The 24,961-nt window shown below is 47.8% G+C and carries 22 protein-coding genes and 1 pseudogene; 13 read left to right on the plus strand and 10 right to left on the minus strand.

All coding sequences use genetic code 11. The features are described 5' to 3' along the window. The 4 genes from J1779_RS08295 to J1779_RS08310 form a co-directional block, all read left to right on the plus strand. The coding region (locus tag J1779_RS08295) for a pentapeptide repeat-containing protein (RefSeq protein WP_217203539.1) at positions 1–1,027 on the plus strand (1,027 nt) is incomplete at its 5' end. Next, positions 1,024–1,719: a nucleotidyltransferase domain-containing protein gene (locus J1779_RS08300; protein ID WP_217203540.1), complete on the plus strand. Its 696-nt coding sequence runs from the start codon at positions 1,024–1,026 to the stop codon at positions 1,717–1,719. The genes J1779_RS08295 and J1779_RS08300, both read left to right, overlap by 4 nt. A 538-nt stretch (positions 1,720–2,257) precedes the next feature. Continuing rightward, positions 2,258–4,033, plus strand: coding sequence for an AIPR family protein (locus J1779_RS08305; RefSeq protein WP_217203541.1), 1,776 nt, complete (start codon positions 2,258–2,260; stop codon positions 4,031–4,033). Positions 4,034–4,544: 511 nt separating this feature from the next. After that, on the plus strand, positions 4,545–6,110 hold the full coding sequence (locus J1779_RS08310; RefSeq protein WP_217203542.1) for a hypothetical protein: 1,566 nt from the start codon (positions 4,545–4,547) through the stop codon (positions 6,108–6,110). 218 nt (positions 6,111–6,328) lie between these two features. Here the strand turns inward: J1779_RS08310 and J1779_RS08315 are convergent. From J1779_RS08315 to J1779_RS08335, 5 genes and pseudogenes are all read right to left on the minus strand, one after another. Then, positions 6,329–6,889, minus strand: a pseudogene (locus J1779_RS08315) (phage portal protein); the annotation flags it as partial. A 284-nt stretch (positions 6,890–7,173) separates the two neighbouring features. Further along, on the minus strand, positions 7,174–7,629 hold the full coding sequence (locus J1779_RS08320) for a DUF2778 domain-containing protein (RefSeq protein ID WP_238485104.1): 456 nt from the start codon (positions 7,627–7,629) through the stop codon (positions 7,174–7,176). Positions 7,630–7,853: 224 nt separating this feature from the next. Continuing rightward, positions 7,854–8,360: a hypothetical protein gene (locus J1779_RS08325; protein ID WP_056774703.1), complete on the minus strand. Its 507-nt coding sequence runs from the start codon at positions 8,358–8,360 to the stop codon at positions 7,854–7,856. Then, positions 8,357–8,713 carry a tlde1 domain-containing protein gene (locus tag J1779_RS08330; protein WP_072158087.1) on the minus strand — a complete coding sequence of 119 codons (357 nt, stop codon included), beginning with the start codon at positions 8,711–8,713 and terminating at the stop codon, positions 8,357–8,359. Before J1779_RS08330 ends, J1779_RS08325 begins: the two co-directional genes overlap by 4 nt. 12 nt (positions 8,714–8,725) lie before the next feature. Further along, entirely contained in the window at positions 8,726–9,217 is a 492-nt protein-coding gene (locus J1779_RS08335; protein WP_056774700.1) for an Hcp family type VI secretion system effector, read from the minus strand. Positions 9,218–9,429: 212 nt separating this feature from the next. Here J1779_RS08335 and J1779_RS08340 point away from each other — a divergent pair, with 212 nt between their 5' ends. From J1779_RS08340 to J1779_RS08350, 3 genes are all read left to right on the plus strand, one after another. Further along, a complete protein-coding gene (locus J1779_RS08340; RefSeq protein WP_217203544.1) occupies positions 9,430–9,615 on the plus strand; it encodes a hypothetical protein in 186 nt (61 codons plus the stop codon). Between the two features lie 964 nt (positions 9,616–10,579). Further along, positions 10,580–12,505: an autotransporter family protein gene (locus J1779_RS08345; RefSeq protein WP_217203545.1), complete on the plus strand. Its 1,926-nt coding sequence runs from the start codon at positions 10,580–10,582 to the stop codon at positions 12,503–12,505. A 394-nt stretch (positions 12,506–12,899) separates the two neighbouring features. After that, on the plus strand, positions 12,900–13,043 hold the full coding sequence (locus tag J1779_RS08350; protein ID WP_162997792.1) for a hypothetical protein: 144 nt from the start codon (positions 12,900–12,902) through the stop codon (positions 13,041–13,043). Positions 13,044–13,287: 244 nt separating this feature from the next. On the opposite strand, the gene hpt is transcribed toward J1779_RS08350, so the two are convergent. Beyond that, a complete protein-coding gene (hpt, locus tag J1779_RS08355; protein WP_056777114.1) occupies positions 13,288–13,824 on the minus strand; it encodes a hypoxanthine phosphoribosyltransferase in 537 nt (178 codons plus the stop codon). A gap of 129 nt (positions 13,825–13,953) precedes the next feature. After that, a complete protein-coding gene (gene cueO / locus J1779_RS08360) occupies positions 13,954–15,558 on the minus strand; it encodes a multicopper oxidase CueO (protein WP_217203546.1) in 1,605 nt (534 codons plus the stop codon). A gap of 214 nt (positions 15,559–15,772) precedes the next feature. On the opposite strand from cueO, the gene J1779_RS08365 reads away from it, so the two are divergent. From J1779_RS08365 to speD, 3 genes are all read left to right on the plus strand, one after another. Further along, complete coding sequence (locus J1779_RS08365; protein ID WP_056777109.1) at positions 15,773–16,120, plus strand: YacC family pilotin-like protein; 348 nt, start codon at positions 15,773–15,775, stop codon at positions 16,118–16,120. A 191-nt stretch (positions 16,121–16,311) separates the two neighbouring features. Then, positions 16,312–17,187 carry a polyamine aminopropyltransferase gene (speE, locus tag J1779_RS08370; protein WP_122094129.1) on the plus strand — a complete coding sequence of 292 codons (876 nt, stop codon included), beginning with the start codon at positions 16,312–16,314 and terminating at the stop codon, positions 17,185–17,187. 28 nt (positions 17,188–17,215) lie between these two features. Further along, positions 17,216–18,010, plus strand: a complete 795-nt coding sequence (speD, locus tag J1779_RS08375; RefSeq protein ID WP_056777103.1) for an adenosylmethionine decarboxylase — start codon at positions 17,216–17,218, stop codon at positions 18,008–18,010. 73 nt (positions 18,011–18,083) lie between these two features. Here the strand turns inward: speD and J1779_RS08380 are convergent, their stop codons facing one another. From J1779_RS08380 to dtnK, 3 genes are read right to left on the minus strand one after another with little or no spacing between them, the layout of a single operon-like run. Then, the gene (locus J1779_RS08380) at positions 18,084–18,842 is read right to left on the minus strand and encodes a DeoR/GlpR family DNA-binding transcription regulator (protein ID WP_136376822.1); all 759 of its coding nucleotides are present in this window, start codon (positions 18,840–18,842) and stop codon (positions 18,084–18,086) included. 36 nt (positions 18,843–18,878) lie between these two features. Next, complete coding sequence (locus tag J1779_RS08385) at positions 18,879–19,859, minus strand: D-threonate 4-phosphate dehydrogenase (protein ID WP_122094131.1); 981 nt, start codon at positions 19,857–19,859, stop codon at positions 18,879–18,881. Continuing rightward, positions 19,852–21,198 (minus strand): D-threonate kinase, encoded by a 1,347-nt coding sequence (gene dtnK / locus J1779_RS08390; protein WP_217203547.1) that lies wholly within the window; start codon positions 21,196–21,198, stop codon positions 19,852–19,854. The genes J1779_RS08385 and dtnK overlap by 8 nt, the downstream gene beginning before the upstream one ends. 195 nt (positions 21,199–21,393) lie before the next feature. Here dtnK and J1779_RS08395 point away from each other — a divergent pair, with 195 nt between their 5' ends. From J1779_RS08395 to J1779_RS08405, 3 genes are all read left to right on the plus strand, one after another. Continuing rightward, entirely contained in the window at positions 21,394–22,530 is a 1,137-nt protein-coding gene (locus J1779_RS08395) for an iron-containing alcohol dehydrogenase (protein ID WP_217203548.1), read from the plus strand. A gap of 43 nt (positions 22,531–22,573) precedes the next feature. Continuing rightward, positions 22,574–23,461, plus strand: a complete 888-nt coding sequence (locus J1779_RS08400) for a dihydrodipicolinate synthase family protein (protein WP_217203549.1) — start codon at positions 22,574–22,576, stop codon at positions 23,459–23,461. 82 nt (positions 23,462–23,543) lie between these two features. After that, a complete protein-coding gene (locus J1779_RS08405) occupies positions 23,544–24,959 on the plus strand; it encodes a sodium:solute symporter family protein (protein WP_122094139.1) in 1,416 nt (471 codons plus the stop codon). The last annotated feature ends 2 nt before the right edge of the window (positions 24,960–24,961 follow it).

Raw genomic sequence — 24,961 nt, forward strand, 5'->3', positions numbered from 1 at the left:
CGCTTCACCTGATAAAAGTCTATTTATACAGGAGGTGAAATTTGATTCCTGTGATTTCTCCGGAAACAATCTTGGAAAAAAAATAACTATAAAAAACTGCGAATTCCATCTTTGTTATTTTTCATTTAGTAGATTCAATGATGTAAATTTCGTAAATTGTAAATTCAACTCATGCTCATTTTCTCAATCTAGATTTTATAGATGTATTTTTGATGAAAATTGCAAATTCTATAATCTCTCAATATCTGGAAGCTCAACTAAATTTGAAGACACTGAAATAAATGCAATTAGTTTCTTCAAAAAAACATACGAAGCATTCAATGAAAAGCCTGAGGGTTATAAAAATCTTAATCTACCAGAAGAAGAATATCGGTTAGCGAAAAGCATAGTCAAACTATCAAGAAATATATTGGCGTCCACCCAGTCCTGTTCAAATGATGACTTTTACTACTCGTCATTGAAAAATTTATGCTTAAAAAAAATAAATGAAAAAAAATATTACAACCTCAAAAGAATAGCAACATTAAGCTCGAATATTGAAGAAAAAAAGGTTGAATGTAAAACTACAGAGAGCAAAGAATTATGGTACATTTTAACTAGTAGTTTTAAAGTTAAATTTTTGAAAGCACGCCAGCATACATATCATATTGAAAAAATAATTGTGAAGCTCTTTGGCTTTATGAATAATTGGGGTGGTAGTATTCAAAGAGTTCTTGCAATCGGTTTCGCCATACTTATGGCATATTCTGTTTTATACTTTATTATGGACAAAGGATGGGTGAACTACGCAACGGATACAGAAGGAGTCAAAATTGCACATGTGCATACAGAGAGTATTTATTTTTTCTTTTCATCATTGATAAAAAGCTTCGATATAACATTCCTTGCAGGCTACACAAAACACATATCCAACCACGATAGCTTATTCAAACAATATGTATTGCTAACTAACATGTTAATCGGTTTATTCTGGTATGCCGTTGCGATACCATCATTAATAAATAAGATAAGCGTTACCAGATTATGAATAAAATTATTAAAGATAATAAACTGGAATGCCTTGCTGTAATAGGATCTCATGCAAGAGGAGACAATGATAGTTATTCTGACGTTGATTTACTCGGCATCGTTGTTCGAGAAAATCATCAAATGATTAATGTTAATAAAGTTAACTTAGCAATATATTCAAAATCACATCTACGTAAGATGATGCATGATGGTGAACTATTTGCGTTACATATAAAACAAGAAGGGATAGCATTAGTTAATGAAGAGTTGTTTAATGATATTTGTTCAAGCTTCAAATACAAAGACAATTACAATAAAGATAGGCGCTTAGCATTCTTAATGGGGAGTATTATTCTCAAAGAGCAGTCTACAATAAGAAATTGGCTTGTTGCAAACAAGCGCATTGCTTGGTGTGTTAGAACATACATCCTATCGTTAATGGCTGAGAATGGGAACATTTCCTTTGCAAAGCCTGATATTGCTTTTCATGGTCATAGTGTTCATAAAAATATTTCATACCAAGACTTCCTACAACTAATAAACCCAAGAGAAAATAGCGGTTGCTCTTTAGTTAACTTACAGTTATTACGTATTTTTTTGAGTGAGATCCAATATTGCAAGCCTTCACATCAGGAATCTGAATATCTGGTTAACAGTGAAGGAATACTTAAAAATACCGTAGCTCAGTTAATGTATGAGTCCTATACGTGACAATTAAACTACATGGATATTTCATTGTTATCACTTGATGAAAGATTTATACAAGTCCATACATAGGTGTTGAAACATCCTAAAGCATTCTGATTATATAATTCAGGAGTTAATGACTAAACACTTTGAATAATGATATTTATCTACTAAGTAAATCCAGCGCGAACTGACGTTCGAGTCCTGTCACTAACTGTGGGTTTGAAAGAAAGAAAGCCACCTCAAATGGGAGTGATTGCCAGGCTGGAACCTACTTTATAGCGTCCAACTTCGATAACTTTCGTGATGCAGACTACACAAATACCACAGAAGTTTGGATAAAGAGTTACATGTGCGAAAAAAACTCATATTATCCCCTTTGATTTATAGAAAAAAATCATATTTAACAAACACATACATTTAAAATGCAACTTACATCATTAAAAAAATTTCCAAGAATTAAATAATTAGTTAAAGTTAGAGCAATTATGCCAAAGTTTCTTTGAAGTAATCTAAGTTCTCATAAAATATTCATGTATTTTCAAATAAAATTGGTGGTCAAATGAAATATACACAGCTCAATGACAGCCCTTATTGGGTAGCACTACAACAAAGAGAAGATCTTAAGGTACATGGTAATCTAAATTCCGCCCTCTACGCCTTAGAATTGCATGGAGAATTTGATGATATAAATCTCTTAGCTCCTGATATAATCACAGAGGGCGGAGATGATGAAAATATTGATGTATTACTTGTTGATCGTGAGGGGAGGAGAATTTATTTAATACAATCTTTCCAATCCCCTCTTTTTCGGCCGTTGGGTGCAAAGCCAACTAAAGCACAAGAGTCATCATATGCAGAAACTGCATTATTTTCGGCAGATATTGAAAAGGTGCCTCTACGCATAAGACGCCAGGTTGAAGATGCTAGGGATGCTTTAGAAAAGAGCGAAATAGATAGAATTAACATTTGGTTTTTACACAATTGCCCTGAAACTGATGAGTGCGGGAGACCTCTCCATGCGATTGGTCGCTCCGTTATAGACAAGCTAAATCATCTATATAAAGATCAGAGTATTAGGGTCGATTCAAAGCAAGTTGGTTTAGAGACTCTTGATGAATTATATAATGCACAGCATAGCCCTATCCTTATTTCAGACCAAATTAACACAGAAGATTTAGCTGGTTTTGTTGAATCGAAACCTGGCTCTTGGGTTTCATTTGTAACATCTATAAAGGGTAGTTTCCTTAAACAGTTGTACGATAGCTACGGCGAAGATAAATTATTTAGCGCTAATGTGCGTTCATATATGGGAAGTAATGGTAGAGATTTATCGATAAACAAAGAGATTCAACGCAGTGCCGTTGAAAATGCTGGGGACTTCTTCGTATACAATAATGGTATCACTGCATTAGTACATGATTTTAGATACACCCCTGTTTGCGATGGTTCCACGTTAGGAAATCTAAATACAATAACAGGCATCTCAATTGTAAACGGTGCACAGACTACTGGCAGCATCTCGAATACTGATCGTGATGTTAGCGATAATTTAAAAATCGGCATTAGATTCATTAAGGTTGAGGATGAGGATCAAATCCAAAAAATCACCCTTGCGAATAACTCGCAAAATAAAGTGTTACGTTCTGACTTCAGATCAAGTGATGCTATTCAGCGCAGACTTCGTGAAAGTTTTGTTAGCAGCAAAGATGTTTTATACACTGGTGGGCTACGTAAAACTCTTACACCAACTCAAAAAAGAATGCTTTTACCGACAGATACTGTAGCTCAAATTCTAATTGCTTTTCATTTTCATCCAACAAACGCTTATCACAATAAAAAGGACATTTGGGATGATGACATCTTATATAAAAAGGCATTCGACGACTCAATAACAAAAGGGCATATTGTTTTTGTATATACTCTCAACGAGGCTATTAGTCAGATTAAAAAACACTATGCTGACTTGTATCGGCATGGTGAACTACCAGAAGTTGACAAAGTAAAACAGTTATTTTTGAGCAGACCAGGAGTTTCACTTTTAATAATAAATGCAACATCTAGTATTATTGAAATAATCATGGGAAGAGCCATCCCAAACAAATACATTGTTTCATTTAAAGATTCAATTTCTCGCTTAGAGGCGATAGAACTATGGAAAACTGTAATAACTAGAATCCTTACACGTTCTAGTGTGTTAGATCCGGCTACAGAAGGTCGGCTATCTCACCGAAAAGATATTACTGACGCGATCCAGAGATTCCAGAGCGATATGGATATGTATAGGGATGATTTCCCAACACTACTTCCAGATTTTACAAAAAATGTAACATTCTAATAAAAATTGGATGTGTTCATCACATCCAATTTATTATCTACAATTCAAATACTGATGAAATTGCAAGTTAAATTACTAGTGAGATCATAATTGGCCTTTTGCAATTTAATTTAAAAGAAGAAGAAATTAAGCCCAAAAAATTCCATTACCGATAACGGTACTCCTCCGCATGCATCACCTGCATGATTTTGCATGATCCAGAAAGGATCAAAAGACATGAGAATGCCGCTCTAGCTGGGCTTAGCGTCGCTCTGACACATGCATTAAAAACAGTGAACCAAGTCAGAAACGGGCAGGCGGGTAACATTGCGCGCGCCGAGGTGTAGCATGGAAAATCGCACATTTTGCTCGCGCTGATGTGCAACACTTCTTCATTGTGGTTTTCCATACCCCTCTTGAAAGGAATGCACATTGGAGCTATTTTCTGAGTGTGGCTGCGGCAGGTAAAATGAAATTAAGACGCACCGGAATTTTCACTATCACTCTACAAATCACTGTTATGTAGGTAAGCATGAACAACAAAAAAGCAACATTTTCAAATATTACAATTGGTCAGATAATAGAATTGGATTTCGAGGCTTTCAACGGGTTAAATAAATGCAGGATGTCTCTGGTTCAAATTGGTAAAAAATTTGTTTCGCATATACTTGATATTAACTTATGCGAATGTGAATTTAATGAGGTTAGAAATAAATTTACAAGTGAAACAGGTAATTTTGATGTAAGTGAAAACGAGAACGAATTTTACAAGTATATTGCTGATTACTATCTTAGGCTAAATAAAGAACCAATAGATAAAGTATTGGAATACTTTTATCATTCGCAGGATGATATAAATAAAATTAGAGTCCAGTTAAAGTACATTGATTCCGAACTAAAAAAATTAGAAGATAAGAAAAAAACCAACGGTTGGTTAAACGGAGAGGAAAGATATGAGCGTAACCTACTAGAATATTACAGAAATAAGAACAACTCCGCCAAGAATGAGATATTAAAGTTCATGTCTGAAGACATTGAACGTTATGCATTGCAAAATTGTACCAATCATCCTTTTCCATCCAGTAATATGCTAAGTTGGTTTATTGGAAGGATGCCATATCAATACTCACGCGGTCTCATCTTCAATCCGTCTACAGATCCATATGATGTGCGTGACATGACAGAAATGTCTAATAAATTTTTGGATTTTCCTCCTGAATCTTATATTCAAATAAAAAACCTATATAAAACAAACAAAGAAGAGTTTTATGCTTTCGCAAAGGAATATATTTCTGGTGACGTTGATGGGTTTCAAAATGAAATCAGTAAAATAGAAAAAATCATTGAACAGAATCACATAATAGCTAACAGAAAAGCAGTAATTTCAACCATCATCAGGCATTATCAGAACAAAGACTTTATCTCAGTGGTTAATATGCTTCCAATGCAAATTGAGGGGATATTCCATGACATTTGCTTAGAGGTTGGAATAGATGAATCTAGACTAGACATTTCATCTATTAATGAGAAGTTACGGATAATACAATTAAAAATAGAACACTTCATTTATTTTGAATATTATTCATTTAAGTTTCCCATCATTAGAAATGTGGTTGCCCATGGTAAGTTAATCGAATTTGATATAGAGCAAGCTGCTATCATGCTGATGTTGGACTTGTTACCTGTTTGCGAATTGGCAATGTCAGAGGAAATACCAATAATAAAAAAAATAAAGTTACTTGAAAAGTTGTTGAAAGATGACTTTAGCTATTTCCCTGAGTATTTTGAATTCAGCGAAGTAACAATACCTGACTTTTATAAATTAGATACAGAGATAGGGGTTGTTGAGGGGAAATACAATAGCTTAGAATTTTGGGAATACCTTAAAGCCAAAGTTAAAAAAGAGAAGATTGAAAACATTGATCGCTCAGATACAATGTCATTCATCAGGAAAATACATGGGCGTAAAATATGTAAAGATAAATCAAGTGAATTTATGAAGAATCTGCCAATACTAATTAATGAAATGAAAGAAATAGAATTAGAAAGAAAAAAGAGAATTGAACCATTTTTACGGGCATCAAAAAGGAGTGATTAAGGTCTTTGATGGTAATTGAAAATCATATTGCACTTTGAACAAGTGCGGGTTAGATGTTTAATGAACCAATACTGCTACATTATGTTGCTTGCAATTTAACACGCGCTATCTCTTAATGTACTTCCAGATTGCTCTGTACCTTACTACGTAATATGAGCAGAAAATAAAGCGAAGCGATGAAGGATATACAAAGCCCCGTGTCATAGGGCTTTGCCGTTTTACTCCGGCGTCAATTCATAAGAAGTAAACCTAATCACCTCCTCCCCAAACCACGCATTTAGCTCCTTGAGCCGTTCCTGCAACGGCGTCAGCTCATTCCGCACAAATACCTGCGAGGCCTTAACCGAATCCCCAAACCCGCCGCTGTTCTCCGGGACAATCCCCATCACCTTCGGCGGTAAGCGATGCGCGCATAGCAAATCGTTCCAGCTGGCCTTCTTGATGTTAAAGAAGTCGTCTTTCGTAGCGACTTCACTCAGCGGCAAAATCTTGATCCCGTCCGGCGCGTACATGAACAGGTTGCGGAAGTTGCCCAGACCTTTCGTGTCCCGCATCGCTTTACGCATCTGATCGATGTCCGAGCTACTTTGAGCCGCATCGGTCATATAGAGGATATACCCGGCGTGCGCGCCGTTCTGGTAATACTTACGGCGGAATAGCGTCGCGGCGTTCAGCCAGGCTGAGTTCAGGGCGCTGAGGTATTCCGGCAGGCCGTACAGCTCCTGATTAATATCCGGCTCAATCAGATGAAGTACGCTGCCTGTTTCGAACTGGTGGGCGTTGTATTCCAATTGCTGAGTATTTCAGTCTGATGATCTTAAATGGCGCCGGATATAAATGCGACACAACAGGATTACCAGAATAGATATTAAGCCTGAGACAATGAGTGAGGCATCGACATAAAGGTCTAGCATTCCCTCTATGTCATGTACTCCCCAAAATTGAGCGAAACTTTCTATCTGTTCACCTGTAGCATAGCTGTCAATCACTTGGGTAAAGATGGTCATCAGTATGCAGAACGCCACAAGGTAGCCCAATGCGGCAAAAAAATACTTAACCCACTTCATCCGAGCGTCACTCTGATCGTTCCATGCGCTTTTAGCGATGACCCCGGAACACCGATCATGGAGGTACCCAGCAATGCAGTCCGAAGATAATCAAAATCAGATTGTGATGTCATAGTAATACAGCCCTCACTGAGTCCCTTTGGTCCGATTGGATGAAGCCGGAAACTTCCACGTTTAACGCCTTCAATAAAAGTTTCATCGTTTATCTTTCCGTCATTGCGATAGAGCCCAAACCATGTATCTCTGTCAGTGCCGTAACCATATTTAAGGACAGCATTTCTTAAGCCGCCTAAGCGCCCCCCAGAAACGCGGCTGACAATAAAATAACGCCCTGTAGGAAGTGGTCCCAGATCAGCAATGTTAGTTAATGTTGGGTTATTTCGACCAACTAACTGGCCTGAGAAGGCAGGGAAATTGCCTACACCAGCACAGCTCAAAATGGAAGTTTCCATGCCATTCAGCACAAAACTACAATTTAGAGCCATTTAAGCTGTCACCCTTTCATTCCAGGCGTCGGCAAAAATTACATTACCGTCACAATGATACAGAATTACATTTCGCAATGGTTGAGAATTGGCCGGAGCTTAACTAAAAAACTTAACCCGCCTCATCCCACCATAATCTTAATCATTCCTCAGTAAAGGACACGATTTAAGGCATGTTCTTCTGCCATAAACTACTTATTGGTTTTTGAGGCATCTTCCTGTTTAACCTGTTCCATCCAACCTTCCAGTGACCATAGGCAGGTTGCGGATTCAACGCCAGGAACATCAAGCAATGCCAGACGTGTGTCATTATAAATACGCATCATTTCTTCTTTAGGCTTATTTAACGGTGAAACACAGGATAGAACGCTTCCCTGCTGATGCTTATATTTGTGCTTATCGAGTATGGCGAGAGTATTCAATGTCTCTTTAGCATTTGGGGCAATAGCATAATAAAGTGCTTCGGAAAGCTGTTCTGCCTGTTGCTGATTGATCACTGATGCTAAATCTGGTGCCAAAGATATCCAATCATTTTGACCGTTGGCAATATTCTTAAGTGCGGTTTTCCAATCATCTGATGATACTTTTTCAGAGAATTCAGTTTCGCCATATTTTTGGATTTCACTGCGTAATTTTTGCGGAGAGGCCGCAGCAAAAGCCATCAAAGGAAAAAATAAAAGTGCGGCAAAAACTCTCATCTCACTACCTCAAGAGATTCAGACGACCCTCGAATTTGATGACGTACTGTTGGCGGCAGGATGATGCAACCCTCAGATGCGAAACCTGCCGGACCATGCGTTCTTTCGCCATGAATACGAAATAGGCTCCTACCAAAAGAATCGCCATATGTCTGGTGAAGTTCTATCGTCATAGGGCCTTTAGATGCCGTTGTGGAACCAATTCGGTAAGTCCCACGTGGAAGAGGCCCCATTCCTCTAACATGTTGGCGATCTGGATTGTTTTTGTTGGTCAATGCACCCGAATAACCTTGTCCAACTAATACACCGTCATGAAACATTTCACCGGTACTCTGTTTATATGTCCAAACCATTTTTACATCTCCCTATGCAGTAGTGCGTTCATCCCAGCTATCAGAATACTGAGTGTTTCCATCCAGGTATTTCCATGTGATTTTTTCATATCTCAATTCTACATATTCGATATGACTCCTCTTTTCGCCATACGCAGATTTAATATCGTGCATCATTGGAATGATTCCAATAACTTTTACGTTCTCTAAAAAGGTATTGAAATATTCGACTTCCTGCCCAGCATCGTTAATACGGTAGTATTTTATTTCAGCTGATTTGAGCGTTTGTCCGGTACATATTGCTTTATAGATGTAGGGAGTCGATGAATCGATTTCTTTATCGAAAGTAAACGGCGCATGAATCCTGGTGCCTGTCGGCTTTCCTGTATTGTTGTCATTGGGTATTGAAACGTCATGTGTCAAACCTACTATCTCAATGCTCCCCTCACGTCCCCGGACATCAACAGAACCTTTGATATCTGCTCCGCCGTCATCCTTCAACCATAAATATGCTGGTATAGCCATTATTAACAACTCCTTATGTTTTGTGGGAAAAACATACACCTCAAAAGCCACTTGAACAATATGGACTTCTACCGCAAGGCAAAGATTGTCTATTTAGCAGGTGAAGCATTTAGGTGGCAGATAATTGCCATGCATAACATTAAGAAATATATGGAAATCATATCTAAAAAAATCCACCACATTGTATAAACACACAGTTGAATGGGGTGGGGATGGAAGGATTACAAACAGCTGCATTGTTAGAGAGGATCGCGTTAATTGCCAAATTAGCCACATCTACAGATTGCGATCATGTTGAACTTGAGAGGGTTGACATTTGGATTGCGGAAATGGCGGTAACCGCAAAAGAGGAGTTAATTGCCGTTATCTTTGACGTTAACGGTGCGCGCCTAGCTTGATGCAACTAAAAGCCGTGATGTTGCCGCGTCGGCACGATTTGCGGCAGAATAACGGGCGGGCAGTCTTCAACGTCGATGCTGGCCTGAACCGGGGCGGGTGCATGGTCTGCGTCGGTAAAATCAACGACGACCTCTCTGGAATATCGTTATCCCATCCGAGAAATAATCAACAGGGCTTTTGGCTGGCGATTACCGTTTACTCGCCTACTATATTATCTGGTGAGCATTACTGATAGGGCGGTTATAAAGCATTTTTGCTCGTTATATTTAATGATTAATTTTTCTGGGGAAGGATAAATAGTTGAAAACTAAAATGAAGCTTTTTCTCTTTAGTGGGATCGCTGGCAGCTATGGGTTATTTAATCCTGTGAATGCTCTGGCAGCCTGTACTCCCGCGGTGGGGAATGACGTAAGCATAACCTGTGATGGAATAATAAATACCCAGCAATCCTTTACTGATGCAAGTGGTATCACTGCGACGATTATTCCCCGTACGCAAATTACTCTTACTGAACAGGATACGCCTGCCTTTTATTTCAATACCTCATCCAGCCGCCTTCAAAACCAGGGCAACATTACTACAGACGCCATCACCAGTGATGGTGTGGCTTTAGAGACCCTCAGTGCGTTCACTTTAATAAACGACGCCTCCATAGGCACTTCGGGCAGTAATTCCAACGCCGTCCATTTGTCGGGTGTTTTTGATAGCACCATTACCAACAATGGACAGTTAAGCACAACGGGGAACGTCAGTTCAGGGATCCTCTTAGATGCAAACATTGGCAATAACACCATAAATAACAATGGCGTTATTACCACGACCGGTGCTCAATCCCATGGTATCTGGGTCACAGGAGAGAGTCGGAACATCGCAATCAACAACAGCGGAAGCATCACAGCAAGCGGTCCAAGCAGTTCCGGTATCTTCGTTGATACGGCCACAACGACGGCTGAAGATGTCGCGGTGGTAAACAGCTCATCAGGTGTGATCTATTCTGAGACTGACGATGGTATTAACTTTAGCCGTGATTCAACCGGTACCATTGATAACGCAGGGATAATTGAAGCGGCTGATAGCGGCATTTCTTTGCAGGATAACGCGCAAGTTTCACGCATTATCAATGATGGAATTATTGCTGCCGGGCGCGGAGGGATTACCCTTGACGATACCAGCGGAACCAATTTACTGCTTAACCGCGGTGTTATTGGTTCGATCGAAGGGGATGCGATTCGTGTCAGTGAAACCAGCACCGTCACTAATGGTATAAATAATGAAGGCATTATTATTGGCAGGGTTGATGCTCCGGCAACGAATATGAGCAACAGTGGCCTGTTTGATTTGCTCAATAATAATTCCCCTTCACGCGTGGCCAACTATAGCCAGTCTTCAAATGCCTTCCTGGCATTGCAGGCTGAGAATGCCACTAATTATGGGCAATTGCAGGTTGCCGGAACGGCATCGCTGGCGGGTAATACCATTGTGGTGACCAATGGTAGCCAGGACTTTAGCAATGGCGATTTGTTGAGTGATGTGGTCACCTCCTCAAGCCTTATCGGTACCCCGACATCGGTGATTGATGACTCTCTGCGCTTCCAGTTTGTACAGGAGTTGACACCCACAAGTTACTCATTACGCATCGTGGATACAGGACTTACCAGCGTACAAACGGCGGTCACCACGCAAACCGCTTCACCGACGGCCTCCCGTATCGGTGGCGCCATCGACCAGATTATAGCCAAAACAACTTCCGCTGGTGAAGGCACCAGTCCGGGTACTCTTCCCGGCGCAAACCCGGACACCGGCGGCAACGGTAATGAGTCCAGCTATTGCTCTGGCGCGTTAGGGGCGACGGTCTGCGCCATCACTTCCTCCTCGAACGCACAACAGGTTTACCGTAACGTCGTGCAGTTAGGGCCGTTGATGAACGGTATGCTGCCTTATGCCGAGTTAAATAATGCGCGTGCCTTTGGCAATATTGTGGACTCTCGCCAGGATTCGGTGCGGGAGTCTGGTCAATACGAAGAGTTTAATCCCGAGAAGTATTTATGGATCAGGCCGGTAGGTCGATGGGATAACCAGGAACAACGTGACGGGTTGGATGGTTATAAATCTGATACTCGCGGTATCGCCATTGGCGCCGATGTGCCGGTATTACAACAGGCTCGCGTGGGTGTGGCAGTGGGCACCAGCCGCACCGATGTGAAGGATACTTCAGACGATTTCCGCCATGATGCGCAGATCGAAAGCTGGAATACCCTGCTTTATGGCAGCTTTGACTTCACTCCCGCCACATCCCTGACCTGGAAAGCGGGCTACGGGCGAGACAGCGTTGAGGGTAATCGTTACCTGAACATCATTAACCCGTCGTCCTCTGACCTCGCTTTTGGCGGCGTGGCGCGTTCCAGCTATGACAGCCGTAATCTGCAGGCAGGCCTCGGTTTACAGAGCATCTTCAATCTGACGGACGATTTGACCCTGACGCCGATAGTGCGTGGCGACTACTACAGTATCAAGGACAAAGGCTACACCGAGAAAAATGCCAGCGATCTGGGTCTGGATGTGGATGGGCAGACGCTTGAAGCGATGATTGTTTCCACCAAAGCCAAGCTGGGTTTCCAGGTGTCTAACTTTGTGAATGTGCATGCGACGGCGGGTGTGGGGTATGACACCATCAATGACCGTAGCGCCAACCGGATCTCCTTTACCGGCAGCCCTGATACCCCGATCACCTACCAGAGCATGGAGCAGAGCCCGTGGATTGGGATGGCGGGCGTAGGCGTGACCGCAAAGTTCACTGACCAACTGGACGGCACCGTTCAGTACGATTCAGAGCAACGCTCCAGCTTCTTCAGCCAAAGCATTGCCGTTAAGGTGCGTTACGCTTTCTGATAACAATCTGAATTAACGGACTGACCAAAGCCACCCGCAACCGCAGGTGGCTTTTTTTTGCCTTCCCCCAAAGGACGATGATGGGGGGCGCAGGTAAAACAAAGAATTTCCTGCGCTACGTCGGTTTTTAGGCGGCATGCCCTGCAACATCCAAAATTTCCTGCACTTACAAATTTATCAACATAAATCAATGATTTACATCTTGCGTAAGCCGCTCTAAGCCCTGTAACGATGCTCAGGCGTGGACAGGATGTGGGCACTCAATGTAAGGATTGTGTATGACTATCCATAACGTTCTTTACAACAGAAATCTCCGTTTAAATGACACAAAACAAATTAATATCATTCGTTAATAATATAATGCGCTGAGATTTTAAGGTGTTAAGGAAAGTTGATGGAATTGAATAAAGAGGAAGCAGAGGTGGTTGCGGGGTTTATAGCCGCCAACTGGTCGGCATTTTCACAGGCAGCAGAGGAAGTGATGTCCGTCTGCGCCCTGCACCGGCTGGCCGAAAAATTAGAGCTTGAGAACGTCTGACTTGTTTTAGAACCCGGCACACCGGTCATTGATAAAGCCAGTCATGCAGCACGTAAATAATCACAACCGGATTGATATAAAAGCACGAATCAGCCAATCCCCTTGAATCCATTCAGAAAGTACCGTTCAAACCCAACGTGTTTGTCACCTGTTCTGGATAAAAAAACGGCCTTCAAACTGAAGGCCGTTTTTATTCGAATGAATTACTGCCCGCGCCCAAAGGGCTAAAACGGATTGCCAGACACTACTCGTCGAGCATCACAACTTTGCCCACATACGGCAGATGGCGGTAGCGCTGGGCGTAGTCGATGCCGTAGCCGACAACGAATTCGTCGGGGATGGCGAAACCCACGTACTCCACTTTCACGTCCACTTCGCGGCGTTCTGGTTTATCCAGCAGCGTACAGATGGCGAGGGATTTCGGGCCGCGCAGTTGCAGGAGTTCGCGCACTTTGCTCAGCGTGTTACCGGAATCGATGATGTCTTCGACGATCAGAACGTCTTTACCGCGAATGTCTTCGTCGAGATCTTTAAGAATCTTCACGTCGCGGGTGGTGGACATGCCGTTGCCGTAGCTGGAAGCGGTCATGAAGTCGACTTCGTGCGGCACATCGACAGTGCGGCACAGGTCAGCCATAAACATGAAGGAACCGCGCAGCAGTCCAACCAGCACCATTTCGCTGCCGCTGTCGCGGTAGTGTTCGGTGATTTCACGGCCCAACTCGGCAATTCGGGTTTTGACTTCCTGCTCGGAAATCATGACGTCTACGCGATGTTTCATATAAAGACTAACCACCTGATTTGAGGATATTTATCGCCGTTTTTCAACAAAACGGCGACCTTGAAGCGGAAAGGATTATATCAAAGAACCCGGCGACGGGTCACGCGCCGGGCGGGTACGGGTAGGATTTTATGCAGAAACGGTAAATCCGAGCATCATGCCGGTGTCTTCGTGTTCCAGCAGATGGCAGTGCGCCATGTATGCATGTTGCTTATCCGCCAGATGATTAAAGCGCACCAGCACTTCGCTGCGCGCGCCTTCAACGCGCACGATATCTTTCCAGCCCTGACGATGCGGCGCCACCGGCTGACCGTTTTCAGAAAGAATACGGAACTGGGTGCCGTGGATATGGAACGGATGCAGCATCATGTCGCCTTCGCCCGAGAGGGTCCATTTCTCGTACTGGCCCTGCTTCACATCGAATGCAGGCACATTCATGTCATAGGATTTGCCATTGATTTTATTGCCCTGCATGAAATCGTATTGGCCGGAAGCTTTGCTCATGTCCATGCCCGCCATCCCGCCGTGGGCATCGTGACCGCTATCAGACATGCCTGGCATGGCGGCCATCTCGCCATCGCCGTGATCCATGCTCATGCCGGCCATAGCGTTGTGTCCATACTTCGCCATCAGCGCGGCCATACCCTGCTGATCCAGTTGCGGATCCATCATCAGTTGCAGCCAGCGGGTCGGCAGGTTATCGACGGAAACCAGCGCCGGCAGCGGCACCAGTGTGTCCGGCAGTGTACTGCCGCTTTGGGTCAGCGTCGGCTGAATGCGCAGCACAGGCAGCGGCTTGTCGAACGGCGCCAGCGTCATGCCCATCTGTCTGACCGGCAGCGTGACCAGATCAAAAGCTTTGCTGTCGCTGCAATCAATCAGCACTTCAAAACGCTCGCCCATCAGCAGCGGTAAATCGTTGACTTTCACCGGTTCCGGCAGAAAACCGCCGTCGCTGGCGATGACATACATCGGGCGGCCATCACTGGTGGCGATGTGCAGCGAGCGCGCATTACAGCCATTGAGTAAACGAAAACGCACCCAGCCGCGGGAAATGCCGTGCTGCGGATAGACCGCGCCGTTGGTAAGCATGTGTTGTCCGAACCAGCCCACGGCGGCGGTCATCACATCCATCTCATAATCGATTTTCCCTGCGTCATTCAGGCGTTTGTCCTGCAAAATGACCGGGATGTCATCCACGCCCCAGCGTTTCGGGATCTGCAACAGATCGCTGGCTTCATCTTCAATCAGCACCAGACCGGCCAGCCCCATTGCCACCTGATACCCGCTGGTCTGGTGCGGATGCGGGTGGAACCAGCAGGTCGCGGCGGGCTGATCGAGCTGTAAAGTCACTTTGCGATTTTGCCCTGGCGGGATAAGCGCCTGCGGGCCGCCATCAACGTCACCGGCAATGTCCAGCCCGTGCCAGTGAACGGTGCTGGCGACGTCCAGTCGGTTATTGACGGTGACGCTGACCGGCGTCCCCCGGCGAATGCGCAGCGCCGGGCCAAGCAGATTGCCGTTCACGCCCCAGGTGTCAGTGCTGATGCCCGGCAAGAACTGACTCTGACCCCGTTGCAGTGTCAGCGAAATGCTGCCACGAACATCCGGCTCCAGTAACGCGGGGATCGGCAATGGCGGGCGGCTCTCGGCCAGCGCATAACGGCTCCAGCCGGGAAACGCGCTGGCTGCGCCCATCAGGGTCGTCCACTTTACGAAATCGCGACGGTTCATGTTCAGTCCTTATGATTGGAATTTGCCAGGCGCAAACGCATCGGGCGGCATTATAGCCTGTTACCCTAAACCCTGCCCCTGGGGGAAGGTCAAGCGGCGGGCCGGGCTAAAGAAACTTCGTGACCCTTTGTGCTAATATGGTAACGTCATTTTATTGCTGTTTGAGCCGAGTCTTTCTCATTTTCTTTCCCTTTAAAAGAACAAGAACACGCCCATGAAAAGAACAACACTGTGTTTGCTGTTGCTGTCACTGCTCGGCTTCTCCTCCGCCAGCCAGGCGTTAAGTGAATCAGAAGCCGAAGATCTGGCGGATCTGACCGCCGTTTTCGTGTTTCTTAAAAATAACTGCGGCTATGAACAATTGCCGAATACTCAGATCAAACGGGCAATCGTGTTTTTTGCCCAGCAAAACCGCTGGGATCTGAGCAATTACAACAGCTTCAATATGCAGGCGATGGGTGAAGACAGCTACCGCGATCTGAGCGGTATTGCGGTGCCAAAACCGACCAAATGTAAATCTCTGGCGCGTGATTCGCTGAGCCTGCTGGCTTACACCAACTGATGACCTGCCATGGTGCTCCGTCATACTGATGCCGGAGCCTGTACTTTTTCCTCCCTTTCCTCCCCGCTTTTCCTGGCTGAACTACACTGGATTCACAATCATTGCCTGAAATGCAACCGTGCATGCAAAGTCAGAGTTAGCTATCATGTGCGCCCATTTTTATGGCTGCGAAGGCTCAGGAGAAGTATCAGATGTCCAGGAACCCGTCATCCAAAGAAATATGGTATGAGACGCTGCACGCCCATTTTGGTCAGTATTTCAGCGTCGATAAAGAGATATACCGTGAGAAAACCGATCATCAGGATCTGGTGATTTTCGAAAATGCCGCGCTCGGTCGCGTAATGGCGCTCGACGGCGTGGTGCAAACCACTGAGCGCGATGAGTTTATCTATCACGAAATGCTGACCCATGTGCCTTTACTGTCGCACGGTCATGCCAAAAAAGTGCTGATCATCGGCGGTGGCGACGGCGGAATGCTGCGTGAAGTGTGCCGCCACCAGGGCGTTGAGGCGATCACTATGGTCGAGATTGATGCAGGCGTGGTGGAGTTTTGCCGCCAGTATCTGCCCAACCACAGCGCCGGGGCGTATGACGATCCCCGTTTCAATCTGGTGATCGACGACGGTGTAAACTTCGTGAATCAGACCACCGACACCTTTGATGTGATCATCTCCGATTGCACCGATCCGATCGGTCCCGGAGAAAGCCTGTTTACGTCGGCGTTCTACGAAGGCTGTGCCCGTTGTCTCAAACCGGGTGGCATTTTCGTGGCACAAAATGGCGTCTGCTTCCTCCAGCAGGATGAAGCGGTCAACAGCCACACCAAACTGAGCCACTACTTCAGTGATGTCAGTTTCTACCAGGCTGCGATCCCGACCTATTACGGCGGCATCATGACCTTTGCCTGGGCGACCAACAGCCCGGAATATCGCCAGATTGATAACCAGACCTTGCAGGCGCGTTTTGACGCCGCTGGCCTCACCTGTCGTTATTACAATCCGGCGATCCATCACGGCAGCTTTGCCCTGCCGCAATATTTACTGAATGCCCTGTCAGCCGCGCGCTGATACTGCATCCATAAGGGGGTGAACTAAATTGCAAAAGCTGAAACTGCATGGCTTCAACAACCTGACCAAAAGCCTGAGTTTTTGTATCTACGATATCTGCTACGCTAAAACCGCAGACGATCGTGATGGCTACATTGCCTACATTGACAAAGAATATAACGCCAACCGCCTGACGGAAATTCTCACCGAAACCTGCTCGATTATCGGTGCCAATATCCTCAACGTCGCGCGACAGGATTACGAACCACAGGGTGCGAGCGTTACGATCTTAGTAAGCGAAGAGCCGATAGATCCGAGCGATGTTGATACCACCGAACATCCCGGCCCGCTGCCGAATTCCGTGGTCGCGCATCTGGATAAAAGCCACATCTGTGTGCACACCTATCCGGAAAGCCATCCTGAAGGCGGTCTGTGTACGTTCCGCGCTGATATCGAAGTGTCGACCTGTGGCGTGATTTCACCGCTGAAAGCGCTGAATTATCTGATCCACCAGCTCGAATCTGACATCGTCACCATCGATTATCGCGTTCGCGGTTTTACCCGCGACGTGAACGGCGTGAAACATTACATCGACCATTCCATCAACTCGATTCAGAACTTTATGTCGCAGGATATGAAAGCGCTGTACGACATGATGGACGTCAACGTGTATCAGGAAAACATCTTCCATACCAAGATGTTGCTGAAGGAATTCGATCTCAAGCATTATCTGTTTAATGCCAAACCGGAAGAGCTGAGCGCGCAGGAGCGCAAAGAGATCACCGATTTGTTATACAAAGAGATGCAGGAAATCTATTACGGCCGTAACTTTTCGCCGGCGTAACCGCGCATAAATGAGAAAGGCCGGACATCTGCGGATGCCCGGCCTTTTTTATTTTTACTTAAGCCTGCCGGTTTCAGGCCAGCGTCAGGTGAAACGGCTGATCGCCTAATGACTGGCGGATCTCCGGGGGCAGTCCTTTATCGCTGATGATGTCGGTCATTTCCGCAAGCGGCGTGACGCAAAACAGCGAGTACGCGCCGTATTTGCTGCTGTCAGCCAGCAAGACCCGCCGCCGCGCATTCGCGGCCAGATCCTGTTTCAGCCCGGCCTTTTCTTCCGTCGGCGTGGTAATGCCTTTATCCAGACTCCACGAGTTGCAGCTGATAAACGCAATGTCAGGATAGACACTGCGCAGCAAACGACGGCCATGTTCGCCAACGCAAGACTGACTGCTGTCGTCGATCCGCCCGCCAATAATGGTCACTTCTATTTGCTTAAACTCGGATAAAAACAGCGCGATGCGCAGATCGGCGGTGATCACCCTCAGCGGCAGATGCGTCAGGTTACGCGCCAGTTCGAGCATGGTGGTGCCGGCGTCCAGCACCACGGCGTCACCCGGTTTCACCATCGCGGCGGCCATTTCTGCAATCGCCTGCTTTTCCTGCAAACTGCGCTGAAGCTTTTCATTGGTGGTCGGCTGGCTGGGGATAAACCGGTTGAGCGTCACCCCGCCATGACTGCGGCTGATCACGCCCTGTTCATCGAGTTTTATCAGGTCGCGGCGAATGGTCGCCGGGGAAGCCGCAATGGCGGCGACCAGTTGTTCTACGGTGACCAGATTATGGCTTTTCAGATAATCCATAATCTGATCGAGGCGGCTTTGTCCGGTCAACGTGATTCCTTTTTATCCTGCGCCGCTGACGTAGTATTACGCCAGTTGTACGGCCAGCTGAATAGAGATCGCCATGCTCTCAGACTTGGCTTTTCCTGTCCACGCAATATCAAACGCGGTGCCGTGGTCAGCCGACGTGCGGATGAACGGCAGACCGGCGGTGATGTTAACGCCGTCATAGAATCCCATCAGTTTCAGCGGAATATGGCCCTGATCGTGATACATCGCCACCACCATATCGTACATCCCTTCGTAGGTTTGCAGGAACACGGTGTCCGGCGGGCACGGGCCGGTGACGTTAATCCCTTTGGCTTTCATCTTCTCAACCGACGGCCCGACAATCTTAATTTCTTCATCGCCAAACAGCCCGTTTTCACCGGCATGCGGATTCACCCCGGCCACGGCGATACGCGGATTGTCATATCCGACGCGGCGCAGGAAAGTGTCTGCCATCTGGATCACCGTTTCGACCCGCTCGTGACTGAGCGTGTCGAGGAATTTGCGCAGCGCAATGTGTGTGCTGACGTGGATCACCTTGAGTTTATCGGTGTAAAGCACCATCGCGTAGTCGCGGCTGTGGGTGAGTTTTGCCAGCAGTTCGGTGTGTCCCGGATAAATATGCCCGGCAGAATGCAGCGCTTCTTTATTCAGCGGCGCGGTGGCGATGGCGTGAACCTCTCCGGCCATCGCCAGTTCGGTCGCGCGTTTTACGCAGCGATAGGCCAGATCACCCGCCTCTTTCTGCACTTTTCCGGGGATAAGCGCTTCAGGATTGGCCAGAGGTTCATCAAGCACGTTGATCACGCCCGGCGCGAAATGCGCCTGTGAGACGTTATCAATAATGCGCAGCTCCGCCGCTGGCGTGACGCCCAGCGCAAGGATCCGCCGCAGTGTTGCCGCACAGCCGACCACCACCGCCTGGGTGCCGGAAAGCTCACCTTCCGCCAACGCTTTAATGATAATTTCGGGGCCGATACCGGCAGGATCACCCATGGTTACTGCGATAATTTTAGTCACTCACCTTCTCCTCAATAAAGCGTAAAACGTCAAGTAGCGTGTTTTCAGTGCCGAATCCGCCCGCTTTGGTCATCACCGGCAGCCGCTGAAACTGGCTTTCGAGCAGATATCCCCAGGGAACGCAGCCTGCAATCTGTCCTTTAATCTCAAACCCTGTTGCACCGAGCGCGCGGGCGACGGCCAGCGCAATATCCCCGCCGGACAAATACAGCCCGCCCGGCAGTTTTCCCGGTTGTCGTAAAACCTCATCAGTCAGTTGCCCGAGGAAAGCGGCGATGCGCTCGCCCATCTGCGCACGGCTGATGTGCTGAAGTTTGCAGAATTGCGCAATCTGATGCCGCTGCGCTGCGCCCTGCGACGTGCGGATCACGCAGTGTTTGCTCTGCCCGAGCGCCCCGCTTATCTGCGCGGCGAGCGTCAGTTGCCGTGCCGGTGAGCCGGGCGAAAACAGATCCAACACATCGATATCCACCAGCGTCACCGCCCGGTGTTGCCTCAGAAAAGCGATCTGCTGTGCGGCGATGTCACTCATTGAACCGACCACCGCCAGCAGCGGCAATTTTTCAAAGGCGGAGCTGAGCGGCGCGTCGCCGCTCCCGCGCTGGCTGGCGTCTGTCAGCGCATGAATAAGCCCCGACGCGCCGACCATCAGCGGGCGGAACGGCAGGCGTTGCGCGGCCTGCACGATACGCGCCAGATCCTCAGAGGTTTCGCTGTCGGCCACCAGAATGCGTACACCCGATGCCACCAGCGCAAAAATCTCTGTCTGCACATCGCCGCCTCTGAGCGCGTCAAGCCCGACATGGTGCACACGCAGCGAGGTTTGTTCCGCCAGCCGTTCCGCCACGCTGGCAGTATTCAGCGGCGTTTTCGGGTCGGTGGCGAATTCGGTTTCGGTCAGCAGATGGCCGTTGACGTAGCACTGCCCGCCGGTGACCACCCGCCCGAGTTCAGGCACCGCCGGCGCGACAATCGCCAGCGGGCAATTCAGTGCGATCAGCGCCGCTTCTGTTTCAGCACCAATGTTGCCGCGCAGCGTGGAATCGATTTTCTTAAACACCTGATACTCACCGGAGAAAGCGGCGGCCCCGGCCCGGAGGGCACGTGTGACTTTGCCTGCCGCTTCTGCCGCACTCAGCGCCCGGCTGTCGGTGCTGTAAATTACCGCACGCCCTTCGCGGCTGCCCTGCACGCCGCGGTGTTCGTCAAACTGCACGCTGGCCGCCAGCCCCTGCCGGATCAACGCCACGCCGGTGTCATTCGCGCCGGTAAAGTCATCGGCGATCACCAGAAGTTGTGGCGGCGTCGGCCGGTCTGCGGTTGTTGCTGTTTCAGCCATCGTGGCTCCGTGAAGAAGAGGGTCGGATTAATCTTGCTGGTTATGATTATATTCAATCATGATTGATTATATGTGAGCAACTTCAAATTATTCAACTTCAATTTCGCCTATAAATTCTCCTGACGATGTGAGGAGTATCGACCTTTGATGATTGAACTCACTCTTTATTGAAGACTCAGACGGCAGGGATCAGACATGAATATCAACAGTACAGTCATTAGCGGTTATCAGTCATTGCAGGACATCGGCTACCTGCTGGCCGGAAAGCATCAGGTATTACTGGTCAGCGACAAGAACATTATTGGCCTGCCGCCGGTGCAATCCCTGATAACCCAGCTGGATAAGGCGGGCTGTCAGGTGAGCGTGATTGATAACGTGCCGCCGGAGCCGAGCCAGCATGACGTCTCTGCCATTCTGAATGCGTTAAATCAGCCTTCGGCAGATCTGGTGATTGGCGTGGGCGGCGGCAGCGTGCTGGATGTCGCCAAACTGCTGTCGATGCTGTGTGCGGGTGATGAAAACGTCACGCTGGAAAGCCTGCTGGCAGGTGAGAAACCGCAGCGTCGCACCACGTCTTTGCTGATCCCGACCACCGCAGGCACCGGGTCAGAAGCCACGCCCAATGCGATTCTCGCCATCCCGGAAAAAGAAACCAAAGTCGGCATTATTACGCCAGTGATGCTGCCCGATTACGTGGCGCTGGTGCCGGAACTGACCACCAGCATGCCCGCACGCATTGCGGCTTCCACCGGAATCGACGCGCTGTGCCACCTGTTCGAATGCTTCACGTCAGTGATCGCCAACCCGGTCAGTGACAACTTTGCGCTGGTCGGCATGAAGAAGCTGTTCGCCAACATCGAAACCGCCGTCGCTGAGCCTGGCAATCTGGAAGCGCGGCTGAACATGCTGTGGGCGTCTTATTACGGCGGTGCATCCATTGCCCATGCCGGTACGCATCTGGTGCATGCCATGTCCTATCCGCTCGGCGGGAAATATCACATTCCTCACGGCGTGGCGAATGCCATTCTGCTCGCGCCGTGCATGGCGTTTGTCCGGCCTTCAGCGGTCAGTAAATTCGCCCGGACTTACGACTTAATTCCGGAGGCTGACCTGACATTAAGTGAAGAAGAAAAATCCTATGCGCTGGTGGAATATTTTGACGCGCTGGTGCATCGCCTGGATTTACCGGTCACATTAAGTCAGCTGAATATCACACCTGATGACATTCCTTATTTGTCGCAGGGGGCAACAGAGGTACAACGTTTAATTAAAAATGTACCCATGCCGGTAGAGAAAAATCAAATAGAAGAAATTTACCGCAGTATCAGGTAAGCCCTTATTTCGTATCCGATGACAACGACGTGAAGAGAATAAGATGAATAACATTACCGGAGTGTATACCGCGATTGTGACGCCTTTTTCCGCAGACGGAAAACTCGATAGCGACGCATTGCGCCAGCAGGTAAAACGCCAGAAACAGGCGGGGAATAATATTTTCTGCAACGGCACCAACGGCGAATTTTTTATGCTCAGCGGGCAGGAAAAAATTCAGGTGACCGAGGTCTGTCTTGAGGCCGCAGGGAATGACACAGGCGTGATGTCGCATATCGGCGAGATCTCGACCCGCGACACCATCAGGCTTGGCAAACAGATTGAAAAACTCGGCGTGCGCGCCGTCTCGGTGATTACGCCGTGGTTTGCAGCGTTGCGCCCGCAGGAACTGATTACGCATTTTCGCGCGGTGGCCGATGCGCTGACCGTACCGGTCTATCTCTACAACATTCCCGCCCGCACCGGAAATACCCTGACGCCGGAGGTGGTGCGCGTGCTGGCCGATCATCCCAACATCAAAGGCATTAAGGACAGCGCCGGTTCGTGGGAAAGCCTGCATGGCTTCCATGAGGTCAGCCGTCAGTTTGCAGATTTCGATGTTCTGACCGGGCCGGATTCGCTGATTTACAAAGGTTTCACCGAAGGCAGCGCCGGGTGTATCTCCGGTATCGCCAATATTATCCCCGCACAGGTGAATGCCGTTTACCGCCACCTCCGGGAGAATAATGCCGCCGCCGCCGAAGCCGTGCAGGCGGAGATCAATCAGATCCGAACCGATCTTTACAGCATTGCATTTTCACCGGCTGTGGTTAAAAAAGCCGTGAATCTGCTCGGTTTTAACGTGGGTGAAAGCCGGTATCCGGTCGAATTCACGCAGGACGATACACAAAAGATCCTGACCGTTATCAAGACCTTTACTTTGCGCGATTAAACGCGCCTTACCTTCTGAAACCACCGACACCTGCACATGAAAGTGCGCAGGCAGGGTCCCCTACGCGCTGTGTGAGGAAAAAATGAAAGAATTTAGCTCATCAGATACGTTAATAATTATCAGCATTGTTCTGGTCTACATCCTGTTTACCACCTGGCTGACCTACCGGTTACGCAGTAAAAACAGCGGTGACTTTATGGAAGGCTCGCGTGCGATGCCCGCCTTCATCGTCGGTGTGCTGCTGATGTCGGAATACATCGGTGCAAAATCCACCATCGGTACCGCTCAGGCGGCGTTCGAAGGCGGTTTTGCCGCCTCATGGTCAATTCTGGGCGCGGCCATCGGCTTCCCGATCTTCGGCTTACTGCTGGTAAAACGCATTTATAACACCGGGAAAATCACCATTTCCGGGGCGATTGCCGAGAAGTACGGCAACACCACCAAGAACATTATTTCGATCATCATGATTTACGCCCTGCTGCTGGTGAACGTCGGTAACTACGTCAGCGGCGCGGCGGCCATTTCCACCGTGCTGAAAGTCAATCTGCCGGTCGCGGCGTTTATCACCGCCGTCGTCAGCACCTTTTACTTCGCGTTCGGCGGCCTGAAAGGTATGGCGTGGGTCACGATGCTGCACAGCGCCATCAAGTACATCGGCGTGCTGGTGATTTTAGGCATCGCCCTGCACATGACCGGCGGCGTGATGCCCATGGTAAAAGAGATGCCTGATTTCTACTGGACCTGGGACGGCAGCATAGGCGCCAGCACTATCTTCGCGTGGCTGATCGGCACCATCGGTTCTATCTTCTGTACGCAGTTCGTGATCCAGGCAATTTCCTCCACCAAAAGCGCGGAATCCGCCAAACGCGCCACCTGGGTCGCCTTCTTCTTCTGTGTGCCGATTGCGCTGGCCATTGGCATGATCGGCGTGGCCGCGAAATTCCTGCATCCCGATATCGACAGCCTGTACGCCCTGCCGATCTTCATTCAGGACATGAATCCGTGGATCGCCGGTCTGGTGACCACCTCGCTGGTGGCGTCGATTTTCGTCAGCGTCAGTACCGTTGCGCTGGCGATTGCCTCGCTGATTGTGAAAGATTTCTATGTGCCGTACCGCAACCCGACGCCTGAACGCGAGTTCAAAATGACCCGCTGGCTGTCGCTGCTGATTGGTTTCCTGCCGCTGATTTTCGTGCTGCTGGTGCCGGAAGTGCTGAAACTGTCGTTCTTCACCCGCGCCATCCGCCTGTCGATTTCCGTGGTGGCGGTGATGGCGTTCTACCTGCCGTTCTTTAAAAGTGCGCGCGGTGCCAACGCCGGCCTGATCGGTGCCTGCGTGGTGACTTCCGTCTGGTATCTGCTCGGCGATCCGTTTGGTATCAACAATATGTATATTGCGCTGGTGACACCGGCCATCATTATGGTGATTGACCGACTGATCCCCCAGCGTGCAGTAAAGAGTAAAAATGCACACCTTATTCAAAAGTCTGGAGCTTAAAG

Origin of the sequence: Rahnella rivi (assembly GCF_019049655.1) — a bacterium.
GTDB lineage: Bacteria > Pseudomonadota > Gammaproteobacteria > Enterobacterales > Enterobacteriaceae > Rahnella > Rahnella rivi.